This is a genomic window from Streptomyces sp. AK02-01A, assembly GCF_033795305.1.
Classification (GTDB): Bacteria; Actinomycetota; Actinomycetes; order Streptomycetales; family Streptomycetaceae; genus Streptomyces.
The window spans coordinates 1-19,915 of record NZ_JARBAE010000026.1 but is presented as its reverse complement, the minus strand read 5'-3'; the positions used below and the strand labels follow the sequence as shown (position 1 = coordinate 19,915).

At 66.8% G+C, this 19,915-nt stretch carries 15 protein-coding genes; 8 read left to right on the top strand and 7 right to left on the bottom strand.

Annotated features, from left to right (window positions below):
• Nucleotides 1-124: 124 nt before the first annotated feature.
• The 3 genes from PV679_RS22805 to cmcH all read left to right on the top strand — a co-directional run bounded on the left by PV679_RS22805 (nt 125) and on the right by cmcH (nt 3,964).
• Entirely contained in the window at nt 125-997 is an 873-nt protein-coding gene (locus tag PV679_RS22805; protein WP_319682215.1) for a CmcJ/NvfI family oxidoreductase, read from the top strand.
• 144 nt (nt 998-1,141) lie between these two features.
• The gene (locus PV679_RS22800) at nt 1,142-2,098 is read left to right on the top strand and encodes a 2OG-Fe(II) oxygenase family protein (protein ID WP_319682214.1); all 957 of its coding nucleotides are present in this window, start codon (nt 1,142-1,144) and stop codon (nt 2,096-2,098) included.
• A 300-nt stretch (nt 2,099-2,398) separates the two neighbouring features.
• A complete protein-coding gene (gene cmcH / locus PV679_RS22795; RefSeq protein WP_319682213.1) occupies nt 2,399-3,964 on the top strand; it encodes a 3'-hydroxymethylcephem-O-carbamoyltransferase in 1,566 nt (521 codons plus the stop codon).
• A gap of 187 nt (nt 3,965-4,151) precedes the next feature.
• Here cmcH and PV679_RS22790 read toward each other — a convergent pair whose 3' ends face one another.
• Nucleotides 4,152-6,212, bottom strand: a complete 2,061-nt coding sequence (locus PV679_RS22790; RefSeq protein WP_319682212.1) for a D-alanyl-D-alanine carboxypeptidase — start codon at nt 6,210-6,212, stop codon at nt 4,152-4,154.
• Nucleotides 6,213-6,378: 166 nt separating this feature from the next.
• Between PV679_RS22790 and PV679_RS22785 the strand changes: the two genes are divergently transcribed.
• Nucleotides 6,379-7,344 carry a LysR family transcriptional regulator gene (locus tag PV679_RS22785; protein WP_319682211.1) on the top strand — a complete coding sequence of 322 codons (966 nt, stop codon included), beginning with the start codon at nt 6,379-6,381 and terminating at the stop codon, nt 7,342-7,344.
• Nucleotides 7,341-8,213 (top strand): serine hydrolase, encoded by an 873-nt coding sequence (locus PV679_RS22780; protein WP_319682210.1) that lies wholly within the window; start codon nt 7,341-7,343, stop codon nt 8,211-8,213. Before PV679_RS22785 ends, PV679_RS22780 begins: the two co-directional genes overlap by 4 nt.
• 37 nt (nt 8,214-8,250) lie before the next feature.
• On the opposite strand, the gene PV679_RS22775 is transcribed toward PV679_RS22780, so the two are convergent.
• Both PV679_RS22775 and PV679_RS22770 read right to left on the bottom strand, forming a co-directional pair.
• Nucleotides 8,251-9,165 carry an NmrA family NAD(P)-binding protein gene (locus tag PV679_RS22775; RefSeq protein ID WP_319682209.1) on the bottom strand — a complete coding sequence of 305 codons (915 nt, stop codon included), beginning with the start codon at nt 9,163-9,165 and terminating at the stop codon, nt 8,251-8,253.
• A 164-nt stretch (nt 9,166-9,329) separates the two neighbouring features.
• The gene (locus PV679_RS22770) at nt 9,330-10,172 is read right to left on the bottom strand and encodes a helix-turn-helix transcriptional regulator (RefSeq protein ID WP_319682208.1); all 843 of its coding nucleotides are present in this window, start codon (nt 10,170-10,172) and stop codon (nt 9,330-9,332) included.
• A gap of 102 nt (nt 10,173-10,274) precedes the next feature.
• Between PV679_RS22770 and PV679_RS22765 the strand changes: the two genes are divergently transcribed.
• Nucleotides 10,275-10,982, top strand: a complete 708-nt coding sequence (locus PV679_RS22765) for an SDR family NAD(P)-dependent oxidoreductase (protein ID WP_319682207.1) — start codon at nt 10,275-10,277, stop codon at nt 10,980-10,982.
• 106 nt (nt 10,983-11,088) lie between these two features.
• Here PV679_RS22765 and PV679_RS22760 read toward each other — a convergent pair whose 3' ends face one another.
• From PV679_RS22760 to PV679_RS22745, 4 genes are all read right to left on the bottom strand, one after another.
• On the bottom strand, nt 11,089-13,203 hold the full coding sequence (locus PV679_RS22760) for a SpoIIE family protein phosphatase (protein WP_319682206.1): 2,115 nt from the start codon (nt 13,201-13,203) through the stop codon (nt 11,089-11,091).
• A 331-nt stretch (nt 13,204-13,534) separates the two neighbouring features.
• On the bottom strand, nt 13,535-14,638 hold the full coding sequence (locus PV679_RS22755) for a terpene synthase family protein (protein ID WP_319682205.1): 1,104 nt from the start codon (nt 14,636-14,638) through the stop codon (nt 13,535-13,537).
• The gene (locus tag PV679_RS22750) at nt 14,635-14,811 is read right to left on the bottom strand and encodes a hypothetical protein (protein WP_319682204.1); all 177 of its coding nucleotides are present in this window, start codon (nt 14,809-14,811) and stop codon (nt 14,635-14,637) included. The genes PV679_RS22755 and PV679_RS22750 overlap by 4 nt, the downstream gene beginning before the upstream one ends.
• Complete coding sequence (locus tag PV679_RS22745; protein ID WP_319682203.1) at nt 14,808-15,413, bottom strand: ABC transporter ATP-binding protein; 606 nt, start codon at nt 15,411-15,413, stop codon at nt 14,808-14,810. The genes PV679_RS22750 and PV679_RS22745 overlap by 4 nt, the downstream gene beginning before the upstream one ends.
• Before the next feature lie 684 nt (nt 15,414-16,097).
• On the opposite strand from PV679_RS22745, the gene PV679_RS22740 reads away from it, so the two are divergent.
• Together PV679_RS22740 and PV679_RS22735 are read left to right on the top strand one after the other, a co-directional pair.
• Complete coding sequence (locus PV679_RS22740; protein WP_319682202.1) at nt 16,098-16,703, top strand: hypothetical protein; 606 nt, start codon at nt 16,098-16,100, stop codon at nt 16,701-16,703.
• 455 nt (nt 16,704-17,158) lie between these two features.
• Nucleotides 17,159-19,834, top strand: coding sequence for a helix-turn-helix transcriptional regulator (locus tag PV679_RS22735; protein WP_319682201.1), 2,676 nt, complete (start codon nt 17,159-17,161; stop codon nt 19,832-19,834).
• Nucleotides 19,835-19,915: the final 81 nt, after the last annotated feature.

Here is a 19,915-nt window from a genome sequence, read left to right as displayed (position 1 = left end):
TGTTCCGTAACAGCCCTCAGGCATACGGCGGCAGGCGGAGGGCTGGGAATTCCTACCAATCCGCGCGCTTTCGTGTTCGGGTGGCAATAAGGGGAGTTTCAGAGGCTTAGGAGAAGAGGTTCTCATGCCAACCGTATCGAGTCTCTTGTACTATGCTGCGCCGCTCACATCGACGGGTCGGGACGACGACTGGTGCATCGATGCCGTGTCACAGCCACCCGAGGTACTCTTCAACTTTCGTAAGATCGCCGTCGAGACGGTGATCAACGATTTACGCGACAGCGCTGTTCAGCCGAAGCTCGACAATATGGGTTTCGAAAAGATCGTGTCCTCCACAGGCGTGGATCAACGAGCTCTGGTGGAGGGCTCCGCATCGTCACTTGAGCGGTATCAGCAGGAAACGGGAGAGCTGTTGAAATCTCTCACCGGTGCTGACGCGGTCGAATTCTTCGATGCCACTCTGAGGCGAGAGGATGCGGACGTTCCTGGTGATTCGTCCCATCAATCGCCGCATTTGCGCGTCCATGTCGATCAGAGTCCGAAGAGCGCCCACGCCCGCGCCATGGGCCATGGTGGGCCACGGCGTCAATTTCGTAGGTTTCAAATCATCAATATCTGGCGACCATTGGTCGAGCCAGTTCGCAACTTTCCGCTTGCCGTGTGTGACTACCGGTCGTTGGATCTTTCTGCCGATTTAGTGGCCACGCGGTTGCATTTTCCCGCCTGGCTCAAAGATCGCGAGAACTACTCTGTGAAGTACAACCCCGGACATCGGTGGTACTACTGGGGATCGCTCTCGCCCGACGAAGTAATATTCTTCAAATGCTACGACAGCGCGAGTCGCGATGTGGCACTTGTCGGCGAAGGAACGGCGCGGCGCGACTTGATCGACGTAGCAGGTCTCTGTCCGCACACGGCTTTCTTCGATGAAAAAGGGCCTGTCACCGGACATTTGCGAACTTCTCTGGAAATGCGTGCACTACTTTTCTATGACTGATCGCCGATCCGCCGGCTGAGGACGAGATCCGCGCCGGGCGGCAGGGAACGCGCGGTCGGATGCGCCAGTATCCGCCCGTATGAACCGAAGCCGAGGCCGATCGGCTGTCGGAGGTGCTGGGAAAACTGAGAAGGAGCAGGTGAAATGGCGGACACGACGGTACCACTCTTCAGCCTTGCTGAATTGCGGAAGGGCACCGACCAGGAAAAGTTCCGCAGGTGTGTGACGGAGACGGGGGTCTTCTACCTCACCGATTACGGTGTGCTGGACAAAGACCACCAGTTGGCCACGGACACGGCGATGGACTTCTTCGAGCACGGCACTCCGGAGGAGAAGCAGGCCGTGACCACGAATATCCCGACCATGCGCCGGGGATACTCCGCACTGGAAGCCGAGAGCACGGCCCAGGTGACCAAAACTGGTACGTACACGGACTATTCGATGTCTTTCTCGATGGGGAATTCAGACAATCTCTTCCCTTCGCAACAGTTCGACGCGGTGTGGACGGACTACTTCGACCGCCTCTACACCGCCGCGCAGGAGACCGCGCGAGTGGTTCTGAACGCGACCGGGACGTACGACGCCGGAGACATGGACACACTGCTGGACTGCGACCCCGTCCTGAGGTTGCGGTACTTCCCCGAGGTCCCGGAGCACCGCGCCGCGGAGCGGGAGCCGAGGCGGATGGCGCCGCACTACGACCTGTCCATCGTCACACTGATCCACCAGACTCCGTGCGCCAACGGCTTTGTGAGCCTGCAGGCCGAGATCGGCGGCGAGATGGTGAATCTGCCGGCCGTGCCGGACGCCGCGATCGTGCTGTGCGGCGCCATCGCGCCACTGGCCACTCAGGGCGCGGTGCCCGCACCCAACCACCACGTCATAGCCCCGGACGCCAGTATGCGGGCGGGCAGTGACCGCACGTCGAGCGTCTTCTTCCTGCGTCCTTCGACCGACTTCGCGTTCTCGGTTCCCAAGGCCCGGTCGTACGGCCTTGACGTCAGCCTCGACGCCGAGACCGCGACGTTCGGGGAATGGATCGGGACCAACTACGTCACGATGCACGCGGACCCCGAGCCGCAGGCGCCGTCGCGGGGCTGAGCGCTGTCCCGTCATCCCCGGCGGGCGTGCGACGAAAGCCACGGCGCCTCGCCGGGTTGTCGGAACGCCTGAGTACATCCTGTATGCGGGCGTCCCGTCGCCTCGCGATGCTCTCCCGTTGCCTGAACGGCCCGGGAGGTGCCCCCTCCATCTGACGCCGCGCGCTGATCCACCAGGGATGACGGGACAGCCCTGAGCGGCGTTGGCGACACCGTGACGGGGGCGGGCCCGCCGCCGACGTGGGCCGGAGCGGGTCAGACCCGACCATCGACGATGGTCCAATGCGTGGGAAGGATCGGAATGCTCGTCGTTGCACTTAAGCCGGGTCACGACGGCGCTGTCGCCGCGATCGACAATCGGCGGTTGCTCTACTCGCTTGAGTCGGAGAAGGACTCGCGTCCGCGGTACACGTCCTTGCTGCCGACGACAATCCTCGACATCGCCGAGCGACTCGACGCCGTGCCGGACGTGGTGGCTCTTGGTGGCTGGAGCGACCTGCGACCGACGCGTATCTCGTATACCGGTGCCGGTTATGAGGGCACGAACGAGCCCACCGTCACCACCTCACGCTTCTTCGGCAAAGAGGTCCGGTTCTTCACCTCGACGCACGAGCGATCGCACATCTACATGGCGCTGGGAATGGCTCCGAGGGATTCCAGCCCCGTGCGGTCGGTCCTCGTCTGGGAGGGGGACGTCGGCGCCTTCTATCTCGTTGACTCCCAGCAACGGATCGTCCGCAAGATACCGGTCATGACGGGGCCTGGTGCGCGATATTCGTTCCTCTTCGGGCTCGCCGACCCGACCTTCCCCGACTCCGGAGGGAAGCCACGCCTGAACGACGCCGGCAAGCTGATGGCCCTGGCGGCGTTCGGAAACGCGGACGACGCGAGTCCCGACATAAAACACGTCGTCGAGCGGATCCTGAAGCAGGACTCGATGTATCCGGCGCCCAAGGACGAGTACCGGGACTCGGTCCTGTACAACGCCGGCGTTGAGTCGATCGAATGCAAGACCGCTGCCGCGCTGCTGACCGAGCGCCTCTTCGAGACGTTCGCCCAGGTCGCGCGCGAGCACATGCCGGCAGGCAGCCCGCTGTACATCTCCGGAGGATGCGGACTGAACTGCGACTGGAACAGCCAATGGGCTGAACTCGGCCACTTCTCATCGGTCTTCGTCGCTCCATGCACCAACGACTCCGGTTCGGCGTTGGGTACCGCCATCGACGCGCTCTCGACATTCACGGGTGATCCCCACATCGAGTGGAGTGTGTACAGCGGACTCGACTTCGTCAGCGACACACGGCCCGACGCGTCCCGCTGGCGGTCTTGTCCACTCGACCATGACGCCTTGGCGGCAGCCCTGGCCGCCGGCCGGGTCGTCGCGTGGGTACAGGGCCGATGGGAGATCGGGCCGCGCGCACTGGGCAACCGATCTCTCCTGACCGAGCCGTTCGGCGCGGCTGCCCGCGACCGGCTCAACGCCATCAAGCAGCGCGAGGACTATCGGCCCATCGCACCATGCTGCCGTGTCGAGGATCTCGCGACGGTCTTCCACGAAGACTTCGAGGATCCGCACATGCTGTACTTCCGGCACGTACGGGAATCCAGTGGCCTGCGAGCCGTGACTCACGTGGACGGCACGGCGCGAGTCCAGACCGTACGGGACTCGGGCAATCCGCAATTGCATGAACTGCTCTCCGCGTTCGCAGCCAAGCGAGGAGTCGGCGTCCTGTGCAACACATCGTTGAACTTCAACGGAGAGGGATTCATCAACCGCATGTCCGACCTTGTGCTCTACTGCGAATCGCGAGGAGTTCGGGACATGGTCGTCGGCGACACGTGGTATCAGCGGATTGAGGGTTCCTGACGCGGAGGGTCTGCCTCCGGCCGGCCGCTCAGAAGGCACCTTGACCTCCTGGAGCTGTCGGCCGCCGGCGGTCACATCCCGCGCGCGTCGCGGGCCGGCGGCCGAGCTCCGGGCCCGCACACCGAGGTCCTCTCCGCTCAGGGCTGTCCCGTAGCGGTGGGGAGGCCGCGTGGCTCGGCCAGTGCGTTTATCCGAGCCGGGTCAGTTTCGCGCCGAGGGACGGTTCTGTGAGATCGGTCTTGAACGCCACCGGCACCTTGTGCGCCTCGGCTCCGGTGCCAACGGCCAACTCGCCGAACACAGCACCGGCCTTCGCTGTGCGAGGAATGTCACCGTTGCTGACGGTGAGGCGCAGTTTCTGGCCGGGGACGCCGACCGCTTTGAGGTCCTCGGTGGCCACGACCGGTGTCTGGCCGCCGAGGCCGTCGTCGACATAACCGAGGACCTGGCCCTTGCTCACCGCGGTGGCGGAGGTGAGGGCGTTACGTACCGCCTCGATGACCCTCTTGCTGTTGTCCTGCACCAGGACGAGGCTGTTGGCGCCGTTGGGGTCAGCGCCGGTGGCACGCTGTTCCATCATCGTCCCGAGGATCAGCCGGTCCTTGCCGTCGACGGTCTTGTAGGCAGCCCACGACAACGTGCCTCCGGCCGGTGTGTTGGAGCCGGTCTTGATGCCTCTGATACTCAGTCCGGCCATGATCAGACGGTCGTTGTTGTTGTAGATGCGTCCGAGACCCGGGATGTCGGCGTTGGGCAGGGCGACGATCGCGCGGAAGGCGTCGGACTTCATGACCTCCTCGGCCAGTTTGAGCTGGTCGACGGCCGTGCTGACGGTTTCCTTGTCCAGGCCGCTGGGATCGGTGTAGATGGTGTTCTTCATGCCGAGGGCCTTGGCCGCGTCATTCATCTTTCCGACAAACGCTGTCTCGTCCTGGGATCCGGTGTCCCAACGAGCCAGCAACCGAGCGATGTTGTTGCCCGACGGGATCATCAGCATCTTCAGCATGTCCTGCTCGCCGAACGCCTGGCCCGCGTCGAGGCCCTCGATACGCGATTCGTCCTCGGACTTGCCGTCTTCCACGGTCTGGGCGTCGACCGTGATCTGAGGGCCCTTCTCGTCCTTCTGGAGAGGGTGGTCACGGAGGATCACATAGGCCGTCATGATCTTGGCGATACTCGCTGTCGGGACGGGCTTTTCTTCTCCGGACGTCCCGATGGTGCCCGAGCCCACGACGGTGACGGCGGCCTGTCCCTTCGCGGGCCACGGGATGGAAAGCCGGCTGCCTTCGACGGTGAAGGAGGATGTGGTCTCGCCGAGGACAAAGGCCGGCTCCGGGAGCGGGCGGAGTATCTGCACGGTCAGGAAGACAAGCACGAGGAGCGCCACGAGCGGGGTCCAGATCTTGATCCTGCGCGCCAGAGTGCGGGTCCGGGAGGCGGGCGGCGCAGGCGTGTTGGTGAGCTGTGCGAGCAGGTCGAGTGGGGGCCGTGCGTCCTGTTCAGGGCCCTGGCCTTCGGCCGGCGTCCCGGCGCCGTCCTGGCCGGAGAAGGTTCCCGGAGCCTGGTCGGTCGCCGCGGTCTCGGCCTTGGCCGGAGGCATGGAGGCGTCCAGCTCGGGACGGTTGTCCGCCGCCGGCTCGGGCGGCGTGGCCTGCGGCGGGGCCATGGAGTTCACCGCCACGAGTGTGCCGGCGTCGGCGTCTGGATCGCCGGCACCGTCGGGCGTGTTCGAGGCCGGCCCGGCGGAGGTGTTCGCGGAGTCGCCGGTTTTCCGGCCGACGGAGGGTCCGACGGGTGCGGTGGCCTGGTCCGCGACGGTCGGTGCCGCGACCTGCTGGGTGATGTCCGATGTGGTGTCGGCACTCGCGGCCGCGGTTGTGGTCGCTTCGGTGTTGTTCTCCGCTGCTGTCCCGTCGTCAGCGTCAGCGTCAGCGTCGGCCGCGTCCGTGGCCGTGTCGGGAGGAGAGCTCGCGCTGTCGCCGGTTGGGCGCGAGGCATCGGAAGGGCCCGGGGCCGGGGACTTGGCGCTCGATAACGCGGATGCCGCTGCGGACGTGGCCGAGGTCGCGCTGTCGTCCGCTCTGTGCGCCGGCCGCTCTTCCGTGGCGTCCGTCGGTGACGACGACTTCTCCTTGGACGGTTCGGTGGGCGTTTCGTCGAAGGCCGTAGAAGCCGGAGCGCTTTCGTTGCCGGTGGCTTCCGTCGGCGGGTCGTTCTGCTGGGATGTGTGGGGGGATCGGCCCGCCATTGAGGTCTCCTTCATACGCCGCAACGCTGCTTCATGCCCGGCCGGCCACGTCATATCTCCTGGTGACGGGGGCAGGGGCATGCCGCAAGCAGAACAGAGTCCTTGACGTCATGTCCAAGTCAGATATCGCGCCCATATCGATTAATCTGGAATATCATTGCTGCTCATGGACCTGGTGCGCCATCTGGAGTGCTTTGTTGTTGTTGCGGAAGAGTCACATTTCGGTCGGGCCGCGGCGCGCCTGGGGATGGCTCAGCCTCCGTTGTCGCAGCGCATACAGCGCCTGGAACGCGAGCTCGGGGTGCGCTTGTTCGAGCGCAGCAGTCGACGTGTGGCGATCACCAAGGCCGGAACGCTGCTACTGGACGAGGCCCGTGAACTGCTCTCTCGCTCCGAGGCGTTGATGGCCACGGCCCGCCGCATCCGGGACGGCGAGAGCGGACTGCTGCGCGCGGCGCTGCCACCCGATATCGCGGGCGAAACGGTCGCCGCGATCCTCGCGGAGTTCCGCGACCGCCTCCCAGGCGTGGAGCTGGAACTGCGCGAGCTGTCGACCGCTCAGCAGCTTGTCCAGTTCAGCGTGCGTGAGCTGGATGTCGGACTCGTCCAGCATCCCTGTGACATCTCCGGGCTGGAGCTGGGTCCCGTCCTGCGCCGTGAGGTCGGTGTGCTTCTGCCGCGCGGAGCCCCGGCGGCCGAGCTGGACGAGGTGTCCCTGGCCGCTCTCAGCGGATATGACTTGATCCTCTTCCCGCGCACCAACGCCCCGGCGCTGCACGACGACATCCTGATCACCTGCGCCGGCAACGGCTTCACTCCCGCGACCGTGCGGCACGGCGAGGGCGCCACATTCATCCGTGGCCTGCTCCTTTCCGTACACGCCGTCGCCTTCGGCCCACGAGACACCCACCTCGCCCTGGCCGCCGACCAGGACCCGGATCTCGCCTGGCGTCCGCTCACCGACGCACCCTTGGACTGGCGCCATTCGGTCGCACGGCCCACGGGACGCGGCGACACCGCCGTCAGTGTGTTCACGGAAGCGGCCACGCACGCGCTGCGGAACGCGGCGCCTGTCACCGCCGCTGTGCCGCGGCCACTCCATCTGCGTCCGACAGCGGAGTACTGGCTGTGACCACCTCCGTCAGCCGCGTTGACGCGGCCTTCGCCGAAGCGGGAGTCAGAGGCTGGCTGCACGCTCGCGACATCGACGCCGGCACAGAGATCAGTGTGCGAGCGGACCACTCGGTCGTCACCAGCAGCGTGCACAAACTCTGTCTGCTCGTCACTCTCCACCAGCACGCCGCGACCGGGCGACTTGACCTGGCCGAACAGAGCGAATGCCGGCCGGACGACCGCACCTACGGCCCCACCGGAATCGCCGCCATGCTCGACCCCGTCCGTATGTCGCTGCGCGACATGGCGTACCTGATGGTGGCCGTCAATGACAACACCGCCGCGGATCTCCTCCTGGATCGCATCGGCCTCGATGCCGTCAACCACACCACAAGGCGGCTTGGTCTCACCCGCACGCACGCCACCCACACCTTCCGCCAACTGCTCACCACCATCAGGCAGGACGCGGGCCCGGGCGGTACTCAAGCACTGCGCGACCCGTATGTCATCGCCCGGCTCAGAGCCCTCGACCCGGCCCGTACCAACCGCAGCACCCCGCGCGACATGACCAGCCTGCTCAGCGCCATCTGGCGCGACGAAGCATGCGACGCCGGACACAGCGCCGCCATCCGCCGTCTCCTCGGCCTGCAAGTCTGGCCGCACCGCCTGGCGTCCGGCTTTCCCTTCGACGATGTGCGGATCGCCGGCAAGACCGGCAGCCTGCCGACCGTACGCAACGAAGTGGGCGTCATCGAGTACCCGGACGGTGGCCGTTACGCCGTCGCCGTCTTCACCCGCGCGGCCGGCACGGCGGCCACCCTCCCCGCGGCCGACGCCGTCATCGGTACCACCGCCCGTATCGCGGTGGAGGCACTACGCGCCTCTTGAAGCGCCACGCCAAGGGCCGGGCGGCGGTGGCGGGCGCTCAGGCCCCGGGGCGCAGGTGTTCCTCGGCCCACTGCGCGAAGCTGGTGAGCGGGATGCCGAGGGCCCGCGCGTACGCGGGGCGCGCGGGATGGCCGATCTCGTTCTGCCATTCGTGCATGACACCGAACTCCGGCATTCCGGCGGCGAGTGCCTCGTCCGCCGTCATGGACGGTGCGGCCAGCTCGGTGCCCAGCGCGCGGGAGAGGACCTCGGCGATCCGGGTCATCGGCAGGCGTTCACTTGCCAGTTCCAGCTCGACCTCGTGGAACCGTTCCGGGTCGGCGATGGCCGCGGCGGCGGCCGTGCCGATGTCGGCGACCGCGACGAGGGAGAGCTCGGTGCCGGGCTTGACGAGGGTCACCAGGCCGCCCTCGGCGCCGTTGGGGAGGAGGAACGACGGCGGCAGGAAGTTCTCCATGAAGAAGCCCGGCTTCAGAAGCGTCCAGTGCCGGAAACCCGCTTCACGGACCCGGTCCTGGATCGCGGTCTTGGTCTCGTAGTAGTGCTCCATCACCGCCCAGCGGCCCTCCGCCCAGCCGGGCGCGGTGCGGTGCTGCCCCGCGCCGGAGACGGAGGTGTGCACGAACTGCGCCACTCCCGCGTCCCGCGCGGCGTCGACCAGGTCGCGTCCCTGGACCCACTCGGAGTCGCCCCGGAGGTCGTTCATGTCGGGCATCTGTACCGAGAAGACCGCGCGGGCCCCGTCGGCGGCCCGGCGTACGGAGTCGCGGTCGCGGAGGTCGCCGGTGACGAGCTCGGCGCCGAGCGCCTCGATGGCCTTCGCCCGGTCGGCCGCCGGGTCGCGGACCAGGGCTCGTACGGGAACGCCCGCCGCGAGCAGGGCGCGGGCGGTGGCGCCGCCCTGCCGGCCGGTGGCGCCGGTGACCAGGACGGGCGCGGAATCTGCGGACATGGTGCTCCTCGGATGGCCTGCGGCGATTAAGTGGCGGACCGCGCCACTTACTGCTCCGGTACGATACGGAGGGCCCCGCCACTTAGCAAACCCGCACCATGACCGCGCGGCGCGCGGACGCCCGGCGCGCCGCGTGCTGATCCACCAGGGATGACGGGACAGCCCTATCCGACGAGTGTCTGGGTGCCGAGCACGGTGAGCAGGGCGAGACGATCGGCCTCCCGGGTGCCGGGCTCGGCCGTGTAGATCATGATGCGCAGGTCACTGCCCTCCACGGTGAGCACGTCGCAGTCCAGTGTCAGTGCGCCCACGTGTGGATGGTCGATGGTCTTGCGCGCGGCCTCGTGGTGGCCGACAGCGCCGGAATCCCACAGCTCGGCGAACCGGTCACTGCTCGCTCGCAGCTCCGCGACCAGCCGGCGCAGCCGCTGGTCGGCGGGATAGCGGCCGGCGGCCACGCGCAGGTCGGCGACCACCGCGGCTTCGAGCGCGCGCCGGGACTGCCGGGTGAGCCGCACGCGGCCGGGCGGGCCGAGGAAGTTGCGCCACACGCCGTTGCGCTGGTTGCCGCGCCATCCGGACGGATCACCCATCAGCGCCGCGTACGGCGGATTGGCCACAAGGAGCGTCCAGGTCGCGTCGTAGACCGCGACAGGGGTCCCGGACAGGCGGTCCAGCAGCCGCTGGACGCTCGGCGTGATGTACGTAGGGACCGTGTCCGGCCCCGGCGGCGCCAGTCCCGCCAGCCGGAACAAGTGCGTCCGCTCGTCGCCCGACAGCCGCAGCGCCCTGGCCAGGGCTTCGACGACCTGTGCCGACGGGTTGGACGCGCGGCCCTGTTCGAGACGGGTGACGTAGTCGACGGAGATCCCGGCCAGCATCGCCAATTCCTCACGGCGCAGTCCAGCCGCGCGCCGCTGCCCGCCGCCGGTGGGCAGTCCTGACGCCTCGGGTGAGACCCGGTCGCGCCAGCGCCGCACCGCCTTTCCGAAATCCGCCGTCGCCATACCCAGCAGTGTGCCCCGCCGGCCGCGAACCTTCCTGGTACCAGTAGTCCCAGGAAGATCAGACGTCTGGCTGATCCTCTTGTGCCGCCGGATCGTGGAGGCATGACCACAACACTGATCACCGGAGCGAACAAGGGTTTGGGCCATGAGACCGCCCGTCAGCTCATCGCCGCAGGCCACACCGTCTACATCGGCAGCCGGGACGCGGAGCGAGGACGCCTTGCCGCCGAGCGGCTGGGCGCGCGCATGGTCCTTCTCGACGTCACCGACGACGCGTCCGTCGCCGCCGCGGTCCAGGCCGTCGAGGCCGGCGGCGGACTGGATGTACTGATCAACAACGCGGGCGTCGAAGGCCGGGACACCGACAACAACGTGATCGGCGCCGCCGACGTGACCGCCGACATCACGCAGCGGACGTTCGCGACGAATGTCTTCGGCACGGTGCGTGTCATTCACGCGTTCCTCCCGCTGCTGCGGCGCTCCGCGGCTCCGGTCGTGGTGAACGTCAGCAGTGGCCTGGCCTCACTGACCCGGGTCACCGACCAGGGCACTCCGACCTACGCCTACCCGGGCGTCGCCTATCCGGCCTCGAAGACCGCCGTCAACATGATCACCGTGCAGTACGCGAAGGCGTTCCCGAGCATGCGGATCAACGCGGTGGACCCCGGCTACACCAAGACCGACCTGAACGGGAACACCGGTATCCAGACCGTCGAACAGGGCGCCGAGATCATCGTCCGTATGGCACAGGTGGGCCCCGACGGCCCCACCGGAGGCCACTTCGACGCCGAAGGCCCCGTCCCCTGGTAAGGAGCCGGTCGCTCGGGGGCCGGCCCTGGCTCACACCGCGGGTGCTCCGACATGGGTCCGGTGCCGGAGTGACGGAGTGGTGAGGCCCATCCGTGATCCACCGCCGTCAATCGCCGCGCTTCTCCGGTTTGATGAGCAGGAGGGCGATGTCGTCGCTGCCCCGCGAGGATTGCCGGGTCCGCCTGGCATGCCGGACAAGAGTCCTCGCGAGCACGTCCAGCGGCTGCGGTCTTGCTTCCGCGAGCTGCGCGGCCAGTTCTTTGATGGTCATATCCAGATCTGTGCCCGGCACTTCCACAAGGCCGTCGGTGTAGAGCGCGAGTACGGCGCCGGGAGGCAGCGGCACATCGACGGTCTGGTACTCGGCCTCCGGCTCGATACCGAGAAGCAGTCCGGTCGGTATGTCCAGGATCTCCGTATGGCCGTCGGCATGGCACAGCACCGGTGGCAGATGGCCGGCGGCGGCGAGACGCGCCCGGTTGTGCCGCAGGTCGAGGTGGGCGTAGAGGCAACTCGTGAACAGGCTGGACCTCAGATCGATCAGCAGGCGGTTGGTGCGCGCGAGAACCTCGTCCGGAGGAGCGCCCGCACTGGCGTGGGCGTGGACGGCGGTACGGACCTGCCCCATGAGAGCGGCGGCATTGACGTTGTGGCCCTGGACATCACCGATGACAGCGGCGGCCGAGGTGTCGTCCAGGCGGATGAGGTCGTAGAAGTCGCCGCCGATGTCCATGCCGCGAGTCGCCGGGAGATAGTGGGCGGCGACCTCCAGGCCGGGGATCCGCGGCAGGTCGTGCGGCAGCAGAGCGGCCTGCAGACCTCGTGCGATCTGGTTCTCGGTGTCGAAGAGCCGGGCCCGCTCCAGCGCCTGCGCGATCACTCCGGCCAGTGAGGTGAGGCCGGCACGCTCGTCCGGCGAGAAGGGATGCGGCTGGTCGTAGCCCAGGACGCAGCAACCGATGGTCCGGCCGGAGGCGAAGAGCGGCAGATAAGCGAAGGCGGCCATGTCCGAGTACAGGTCGATGTGCGGATAGATGCGCCGGAGTTCCTCGGTGTTCGCGTAGAACATGGGGATGCCGGTCCGGATGGCCCGCAGGCTGGCGGCCTCCGAGCTCAGTGGAAGGCCGTCGAAATGCTCCGCGACTCCCTGCGCGAAGCCGCGGGAGCCGATGACCTGGAGCCTTCCTTCGTCGGCGGTGAGCACTGCCAGACCCTGGACGTTGATGACGGGCATGATCTGGTTGGTGACCGCCTCGGCCACATCCTTGACCCCGACGGCCTCGGTGAGAGCTGAGGACAGATGAAGCAGATGGAAGAGGGCGCCGGGGCGAGCCTGCGCCGCGGTCGGCGGGGTCAGAAACGGCTCGTGATCCTCAGTGGGTGCCTCGGCGGGCGTGATGCGCACGCTGATGCCGGTGGCGTCGGGATAGAGAGTGAAGGCCAGCCAGGAGTCGGTGGGCCGCAGGGCGATGAAGGATGTGGGGAGACGGCTGAACAGCGCCGCCAGGTAGGAATTCTCGTAGATCGGGTCGTGCAGCCAGGGCAGGACTTCCCATGGCCGGGCTCCCAGCAGATCCTTTCGGCTGGCTCCCAGCAATTCGGCGGCCTTCCTGTTGAGGAAGGTGATGCGGCCCGTGAGGTCGAGGGCGCAGGTGCCTTCCGGAAAGCGCTCGGTGAGCTCCGCTCCGGGTTCTTCGTGCCGGGTGGGCGGTGGGCCCACCGTACGCAGCTCCGTGGACGGCATCGGATGCCCGTCAGCCGCGGCCAGCCGCAGCAGGCTGCTGATTCGCCGGCGGCCCTCGTCGATCGCCTGCGCTTCCTGGCGGGAGAGCTCGGGAGCATGCGTACCGGGCCACAACTGCAGCATGGCGCCCCAGCAGGTGGTTCCGGACGTCAGCGGCACGACGCTCAAGGCCACGTGGTAAGGCAACGCGAGCGCCGTACGCGGAAAGCGATGGGCCAGCTCGGTATGGGTGGCCACCCACACGTGTCGCCTCTCGCGCGCCGCCTCGGCCACCGGGACCGGTGCGGCCAGTGCCACTCGGGACCACGGCCTGGCCACATTCTGGGACACGCCGGTCACCACGACCATGCGCAGTACCTGGTCCTCCGGCACCAGTAGATATACGGCGCCGATGTGCGCGCCCGTGGCCCGTACCAACTCCTCCAGGGCTTGATCCACCTCCGCCGCGGTGCGGGCTTCGTGCTCCTCTACGCTCATGCCACCCCAGGTGACGCGGAAAGAAGTGAGCGCCTCCGTCGGTGGAGGCACGGTGCGGCCGCCATCCAGTCGCGCCGGACTGTCGATTCCGAGCGCGTGCGCGCCGGTCGGCGGCACCACGCGTCACTGTCCGGCTCCGCCGGAGGGCCATCGAGCCAGCCGCATCGAACATCAGGCATATGCGGACAATAATACTCGAATGGGTGAGAGGCCTCCTGGGATGTCAGCCGCGGCACACCCGAACCAACGATCACTCCGGCGCGGCCGACCCCGGCGAGACCTGCCAGTGGTCGGTTTCTCGAACGTCGTCGCCGACCGCGTCAGGACGCTTTCAGCAGTGGTCCCACCACCAAGAGATGCTCGGATACGGCAGAGGGCTGGTGTTGGTGGTCGATGGTGACTGTGCCCAGCACGCGGGCGTTTTGATGACCTCTTCCAGCGCGAGAGGTTGCGCGGGCGGCGGGTTGTAGCGCGGGGCGCACAGGGTGACTTCGGTATTGGTGATGACGAAATGGCCGAGTCGTTCGATGAGGTTCCGCAGCGGTGCTCCGGCCGAGGCCATCAGGCGCTCACGCAAGCGGAGGAAAAGAAGCATCAGACGGTCGCGCGTCTCCACTGTCATGGCGACGGCCTCGTCGAACGAGAGTCCGCGATTCGTTTGCAGGACATCCAGAAAATTGGGAGCCGGCTGGCCTTCCGATTTTTCCTTGTGGAAGGAGAAAACATCGTTCTCCAGCGCGCACAACAAGGTTACGCACTCGACGGCGGCCTGGACCGCCGGTGAGTTCCATTCCTCGTCCGGCGTCGGGGCCGGTCCGCACATGTCGATCAAAACAGCGTAGACGGAGCTGCCGAAGTCCTGAAAACGCAGGGAAAGATACTCGTCCTCGCTGGGTTCGTCGACATGCAGCTTATGCACGGCGCTCATGAACAGTCGCCTGAGTCCGGCGCTCAGGCGGTCCATCTGTGTCGGCGTGCACTCCGCGCGCAGTTGCTCCATCGCGTCGTGTCCTGCGGCGATGAAGAAGTTTTGATCTTCCGGCGGGTGGTATCCCGGGGATTCGAGTACGCGCGTCATCTCGCATACGAGACGGATGAGTTCGCTGGGCCGGCTGCGGGCCTGCGCGTGATCCAGCACATCGTCGTCGAGAGCGAGAGCCCATTCCATCAGACAACCGATGCCGTAAAGCACCGCCTTGTTGGTCTCCTTGGTGGAGAACCTGCCAAGAGACCAGGTCAGGATGGTTCCGGGGATGTGGGACGTCGGGCTCTTCTCGCGAAACCCGTACGATTCCTTCCAGGCGGCCACCTGCGTCGCGACGTCCGTAGGAATGTGGGAGATCTCCGGCATCGGCAAGGGATAGTAGAAGCGCGGCGCACCACTTGGCCGTGCCATTGGCCCGGGCCGGACCGCCTCTGAGGGACTGCTGCTCATATCTGCTCCTTCGCGGATGGGGAATCCTGATGGTGGGCGTGCAGCACCGAATCGGCCGGAACACCGGCGGCGCGCAGCGCGCCCAGCACGGCGTCGCGCTGCCCGGCGGCGCTCGGCGCGGCGAATCCGGCCTTGGCCGCGCCGGTGGCGAACAGGCTCAGGTGTCTTCTCACGCCGACGCCGCCGTGTCCTGACGCAGAGCGCCCGAGTCCAAGCGCCAGAGCTCGTCGAGGCGTTCGGTGTCGTAGGCGAGGTGGGAGACCACGAGGACGGAGCGGCCGGCGTCGCGCAGCCGGGTGGCCAGGTCCCAGAACCGCTGGTAGGTGTCCCAGTCGAAGCCCTGGTAGGGCTCGTCCAGCAGCAGGACCTGGGGGTCGTGCATCAGGGCGAGAGTGAGATTCAGCTTCTGGCGGGTGCCACCGCTGAGCACTCCGGCGCGCGCGTCGGCATACTCGGAGAACCGCAGAATCTCCATGATCTCCTCGGCGTGACGCAGGTCAGGCAGTGTGAAGGCGGTCTTGAAGAATTCGAGGTGCTGGCGCACGGTGAGGGCGTCGTTGAGCACCACATCCTGGGGGCAGTAGCCGAACCGGCCCTGGTGACGCACCGTGCCACGACGCGGACGCAGTTCTCCGGCGAGGATCTTCAACAGGGTCGTCTTGCCCGCGCCGTTCTCGCCGACGATTCCGGCCAGAACGCCGGAGGTGAGGTCCAGATTGACGCCCCGCAAGACCTCACGCCGACGGTATGCGTGATGCAGGTCCCTCACTTCCATCCCGACCCCTCGTGCCGCTCCAGTAAGTACGCTCGGCATCTCAACCGGAAATCCGATGACAAGGAAACGGCACGTCAACAGTCGCATTGCGACACCACTCAATACGGTGAGGCGATATCGGCATGGAACGGCTGATCGCGGCGGGTCATGATGCCGCCGGCGTCACGAGCGGGTGAAACCCCGGGTGAGCGTCGGGAACCGGTTCGTGCTGGACACGGCCCCGCTCACGCGTACTTGACGATACGTCAGATCGCTTTTCCTCGGCGATGATCCTGAACATGGACGGCATCCGGTCCCCGCCGCGATCGCCAAGTCGCCGAAGGAGACATGTGCGGTGCTCCCGGTGACTGATGCTGATCACTCGCCGTTCGGAGACCGCGCTCTGGGACAGCGGTTCGCGGGCCGTCGGCAGCCCTCCCGCGCAAGATCAGCTCCAACCGCCGGACCCTGGCACCCACGTCCGGGGTTGAGTATCGCATTACTCACGACACGGCGCGGTCTCAAGGATTATTTTCTCACTGCCGTGTGAAGCACACAGAAATGATTCCTGGGCAATGCTGCCGATTGGCGCATCCATCAGCGGTCTTGCGTCTGATGGCCCATTCGGGTCGCGGTGTCGAGCGCGGCAAATCATTTCGCGTCGGCGGATAAATTCCGTCGATAAATTGAGGGAGGGATCAATTCGTGGATGTCCTGGGGCGATCAGAAGGTTTGCTCAAGAAGCAGGATGAAATCGAGTTATCGGGCCGAAGAGCCTTTCTCGCCAGAACACTTGGTGTGACGGCAGGTCTGGTCGGAGCCACGGCGGCGGCCGGCACCTTCGCCGCCCCTGCTTCCGCCAAGCCGGCCGGAGCCCAGGCGACCCAGAGCAGCTGGGGTTTCTGCACGAAGTGCTTCGCGATGCATTTCTGGGGCTACAAGCCGAATTACGGTGTCTGCCCGGCCGGCGGCGGGCACACCGCGCAAGGGTACAATTTCACCCTGCTGCACAGCCAGTCGGAGACATCGACCGCACAGGCCAACTGGCGTTTCTGTGCGAAATGCTTCGCCATGTTCTTCTGGGGTTACCCGACCGATGGTGTCTGCTCGGCCGGTGGCGCGCACAGTGCGCAGGGATTCAACTTCGTTCTCCCGCATGATGTGCCTGCGAACGCGTACTCCCAGAGCAACTGGCGTTTCTGCGAGAAGTGCTTCGCCATGTTCTTCTGGGGCTACCCGACCGATGGTGTCTGCTCGGCCGGTGGCGCCCACCGTGCACAGGGATTCAACTTCGTTCTCCCGCACCTGTAGGAACGCGTCCCGGCGAGTCCGGGCGGGCGCAGGTGAGGGAGCCGGCCGCGCCCTGTTCCGCTGTTCGTCGAAGCCGGGTGGCCGTCCGCCTCGTGAGCCTTTGCGCGGGCGGACGGTACGGCTGTGGTCTTCCCCGGCATGGTGTGCCGGATGCCGAGACGTGTCGGCAGGACCCGTTGCGGCATGTCTTACCGGCCACAAGGCTGTCCGGTTTTCCGCGCGGTCGGCCCCATCCGGGCCGCCGGTTACTCGATCCGACTGTCGCGCGATACCTTTCGCTCGTCATCAGGCGCAAGAGCGCGCTGATGAACGCACCAATCGGCAGCATTACCCAGAAATCATTTCCGCGTGTCCCACGCGCCAGTGCGTCGTGTTGTAGGCGATGCGATACTCAACCCCGGGCGTAGGCCCGCGAGTCCGGCGGGTGGGGCTGATCTTGCGCGGAAGGGCTGCCGATGAAAGATCAGAAAGAACGTCCGGCATCGCCGGGGCGTCTCGGACGCCAGATTCGTCTGTCTCCTCGCTCCTGGCCGCTCACAGGCCGGGACGGAACATTGGCCGTATTGACATCTCTGATGCAGGATCCAGCCCGGCCCGGACTCCTGATCATGGGACCGGTCGGGGTCGGTAAGACGCGACTGGCCCGCGAATTGCTGTCCCGGAGCGCGGTGTCCGAGCGGCGGGTGATCACGGCATCGGCCACCGACAGCGCCGCGCATATCCCTTTCGGTGCTCTGGCTCACCTGTTACCGGCGATATTGCCCGCCACCAGCGGGCGTCCCAATCTGCTGCGGGTGCTGGCCGATTCACTGCTTGCCGATGTCGGCGACGGGCAGCAGATCCTGTTCGTCGACGACGCGCATCTGCTGGACGACGGTTCGGCGGCCTTGCTGCTGCATCTGGCCGTACGCCGCAGAACACAGCTCGTTCTCACCGCACGCTCCGGTGTACCGATGCCGGACGCGATCGAGGCACTGGTGCGCGGCGACTACACCAGCCGGGTCGATCTGCCGCCACTGGACGCGGATTCCGTCGGCCGCCTGCTGGAACGGACACTGGGCGGGCCGGTGCAGACCTCGACGGCGTGCCGACTGTGGCAGAGCAGCGGCGGCAATGTGCTGTGGTTACAGCAGCTCGTCGATGCGGGATTCGCCTCCGGAACGCTGGCGCTCGTGGCGGAGGTATGGCACTGGCAGGGACCAGTCCAGCTCAGTACGCAGTTGGTTGACCTGGTAGGCCGGCGCATCGGGCAACTGCCTTCCGAGGTACAGCGCGCCGCCGAGCTACTGGCATGGGGAGAACCGCTCGGCGTGACGGTCCTTGAACAACTCACCAGCGCCGCCGTGATGGACGAACTCGACCGCCGGGACCTCATCGTCAGCGAGGAGGACGGCCGGCGCACGCGCCTCCGGCTGGCCCATCCACTCTACGGTGAGGTGCTGCGCCAGCAGACGCCGCCTCACCGGCGGCGACGGTACTGCCGGGAGCTGGCCGAGGCGATCCAGCGGACAGGCATGCGCCGGCGCGAGGACCTGGCGCGGGTCGGCGGCTGGCGCCTGGAAGGCGGTGATCTCACCGATCCGCGCTTCCTCCTGTCCGCCGCCGACCGCGCCAACTCGACGATGGACTTCGCGCTGGCAGCACGGTTGGCTCAGGCGGCCTGCGATGCCGGTGGCGGTGCGCCGGCCCGGCGTGCGCTGGCCGTCGCACTCGGGTACACCGGGCACGGTGTTCAGGCGGAGCAGGTCCACAGCGGCCTGCCGCAGACCGTCACGCCCGAGCGCGATGAGTTGCATTCGGTGCAACTGCGGGCCGCGAATATGTACCTGTCCCTGGACCGGCCCACTGACGCGGTGGAATTGCTGCGCCGTGCCGAGGCGACGATCACCGATGTGGCCGCGCGCGCGGAACTGGCTGCTTTGCAGGCTGTTTTCCTCGCGACGCAAGCCGATTGGCCGGCCTACGCCGAGGCCATCATCCGGGCCCGGCGATGCGCAGCGCCGAACCTGCCGACGATCCTCAGAATCCGCTACGCCGAGTGCGTCGACCATTTCTGCCACGGCCGAACCAGCGCAGCGTTACAGGTGATCGAATCGGCTTTGCCGATCACGTCGGGCGAGGACGAGCTTCCCATGCTCCGCATCGGCCTGCTGAGCTGGCTGTCCAACGCCCAGGCATTCTCAGGACACTTGGGCGAAGCCGAAGCAACCGCCATCGCTCAATTCCAGCAGGCGCACGATTCCCAGTGGGTGGGCAACCAGGGCCTCTGGCAGTTCTATCTCGGCAGGATCGCCGCACGCGGCGGACGCCTGCGAACGGCCCGGCGGCACATGCGCGAAGCCGCCTCCACTCTGCGCGACGACACCACCTGGGGCCAGCAGGCACTGTTGCTCGGTGAGTGGGCCACCACCGAGGCACAGATGGGCAACGCCGCCAAGGCGCGGACACTGCTCGACGAGGCGCATCTGGCCCGCGTGGAGTCCTACCGTATTCTCCACATCCTCGCCTTCCAGATGGCCCAACCCTGGATTCTGGCCGCTCAGGGCCGCCTCCGCGACGCCGCACGACAGGCGATGCGCGCGGCCGAAGACGCCCGGCACCAGCAAGCCCTGCTCTGGGAAGCGGAACTGCTGCACCTACCGGTACGCCTCAGCCAGTCCGCGGCCGTCTCCAGCCGACTCGTCGAACTGGCCGACGCCACGGACGCCCCGCACATCACGATCTACGCCGAACACGCCAACGCCCTCGCCGCCCGCGACGCCTCCGCCGTCGAGCAGGTCTGTTCCGCGTTCGACTCCCTCGGCATGTACCTGCACGCGGCCGAAGCCGCCGCGCACGCGGCACGTCTGTGGTCACGCAACGCAAACACCGACCAGGCGCGACGGGCCGCCGACCACTGCCATCAACTCGCTCGACACTGCGAGGGCGTCATGACACCCGCCATCCTCGCCTGTCGGACTCCACAGCTCACCGACCGGGAACGTGACATCGCGCACCTTGCCACCGCGGGACACAGCAGCCAGCACATCGCGAGCCAACTCGGCATCACCGTACGTACCGTTGACAACCACCTCTACCGGGTCTACCGCAAGATCGGTGTGACAAGTCGAAAGGGGTCTATCAGGAATTAGGTGTGATTCGTCTGTTTGGCCTATGAGTTGTTCGGTGGGCTGTTCGGCCTACACTCGTCCGGCGGTAAGGCGGCCGTCGAA